A 1883-nucleotide genomic window follows, 5' to 3' on the forward strand; every position below is an offset into this window, starting at 1 on the left:
GTCGGCACGCTGCTGAATCACAGCGAGCACCGCCGCAAACTCGCCGACATCGACGGCAGCCTGACGGCCGCCGACCGCGTCGTCTCGACACCGTCGTGTGCGCGAACAACCCCGAGCAGGTCGCGGCGGCCGCGGCGCTCGGCCCGGACGCCGTCGCCGTCGAACCGCCCGAACTCATCGGCACGGGAACGCCCGTCTCGCAGGCGGACCCCGACATCGTCGAGGACGCCGTCGCCGCCGCCGAGCGCGTCGACCCGACAGTCGACGTCTACTGCGGCGCGGGCATCAGCACGGGCGAGGACCTCGCTGCGGCGCGGGACCTCGGCGCGACCGGCGTCCTGCTCGCCAGCGGCGTCGCGAAAGCCGACGACCCGCGCGCGGCCCTGGAGGACCTCGTCGAACCGCTGGCCTGACGCGACACCACACTTTATCGCGGACCCAGCCGACGTTCCCGCATGGAGTCAGAACGCGTTGCCATCGTGACGGCGGCGGGTCGCGGCATCGGGGAAGCGTGTGCGCGCCGCCTCGCCGACGACGGATACACGCCGGTCCTGTTGTCGAAATCCGGCGCCGCAGTCGACGTCGCCGAGGAACTCGGGGGCGTCGGGTTCGAAGGGTCGGTGACTGACCCGGACGACCTCGCGGCGCTCGTTGAAGCGGCCGTGGAGCGCTACGACCGCATCGACGCGGTCGTGAACAACACCGGCCACCCCGCCACGGGGGACCTACTGGACATCAGCGACACGGACTGGCACGACGGCCTCGACCTCGTGTTGTTGAACGTCGTGCGGATGGCGCGACTCGTCACTCCGGTGATGCGCGAGCGGGGCGGCGGCGCCATCGTGAACATCTCGACGTTCTCGGCGTTCGAACCGAGCGCGCAGTTCCCCGTCTCGTCGGTGCTGCGCGCGGGCCTCGGGAGTTTCACGAAGCTGTACGCCGACCAGCACGCCGGCGACGACATCCGGATGAACGCGGTGCTCCCCGGGTTCACGGACAGCTACGAGGTCGACGACGAGACCCGCGCGGAGATTCCGATGGGGCGGCCGGCTGCGACCGAGGAAATCGCGGACGCGGTGGCGTACCTGGTCTCGCCGGACGCCAGCTACGTCACCGGCCAGAACCTCCGCGTCGACGGCGGCCTCACTGAATCAGTGTGAGATGCGTGGCCGTCACCGCGCTTCGATGACGTAGTGGTCGTCGTCCTGCCGGTGGAGCACGGCGTCTTCCCGTACCTTCACGATGTAGCCCGTGGGCTGGCGTTCGAGTTCGTGCTCGGCGGTCGTGCGCACGAGGTTTCCGACGATCTGCGCCGACGGCGGTGCTTGCGCGGCGCCGCAGTCGTAGATGGTGAGGAGTTCGCCGCCGTCCAGCGCCTCGTAGACGATGACGTGGGCGTGCGGGGCGAGCTTCCAGGTATCGCCGTCCACGGACGGAAGCTTGTTCACAGCGGTCGGTCGAGCCCCGGACGCAAAAGCCTACTCGAAGTCCTCGAGGGAGACCTGGCCGCGCTGCTCGCGCCAGTCGTCGCCGACGCGGCCCCCCTTCCTGTCGGCCTCGTCGCTGTCGGAAGCGGCGTCCGAGTCAGCCGCACTGTCCCCGCCGGCGTCGACGGCTTCGCTGTCGTAGCCGTCGAGGCTGGCCTGTTCGCGCTCGGAGAAATCCAGGTTCGAGACGCGCACGCCGACCTTCCGCACGGACTCGTCCTCGAACTCGCCCAGCAGGTCCTGCGTGACGTCGTCGACGAGCTCGGGGTCGTCGACGGGGCCGGGCAGCGAGCGCGCTCGCGTGTGGACGTCGTACGGCGGCGTCACGACCTTCACGCCGATGGTGCGGTAGAAGGCGTCCTTCCGGGTGGCGCGGTCCGCGACGGCCTCGGCGAG

At 70.4% G+C, this 1883-nt stretch carries 3 protein-coding genes and 1 pseudogene; 2 read left to right on the forward strand and 2 right to left on the reverse strand.

All coding sequences use genetic code 11. The features are described from left to right. Together GRX66_RS18645 and GRX66_RS18650 are read left to right on the forward strand one after the other, a co-directional pair. Positions 1 to 413: pseudogene (locus GRX66_RS18645) on the forward strand (triose-phosphate isomerase); the annotation flags it as partial. Between the two features lie 42 nt (positions 414 to 455). Beyond that, positions 456 to 1160, forward strand: a complete 705-nt coding sequence (locus GRX66_RS18650) for an SDR family oxidoreductase (protein WP_159527808.1) — start codon at positions 456 to 458, stop codon at positions 1158 to 1160. Between the two features lie 12 nt (positions 1161 to 1172). Here the strand turns inward: GRX66_RS18650 and GRX66_RS18655 are convergent, their stop codons facing one another. Further along, positions 1173 to 1448, reverse strand: coding sequence for a hypothetical protein (locus GRX66_RS18655; RefSeq protein ID WP_233745692.1), 276 nt, complete (start codon positions 1446 to 1448; stop codon positions 1173 to 1175). A gap of 30 nt (positions 1449 to 1478) precedes the next feature. Continuing rightward, positions 1479 to 1883, reverse strand: a 405-nt coding sequence (locus GRX66_RS18660) for a DinB/UmuC family translesion DNA polymerase (RefSeq protein ID WP_449271480.1), incomplete at its 5' end; no start/stop codon positions are given.

The organism is Halobacterium bonnevillei (genome assembly GCF_009831555.1).
Taxonomy (GTDB): domain Archaea; phylum Halobacteriota; class Halobacteria; order Halobacteriales; family Halobacteriaceae; genus Halobacterium; species Halobacterium bonnevillei.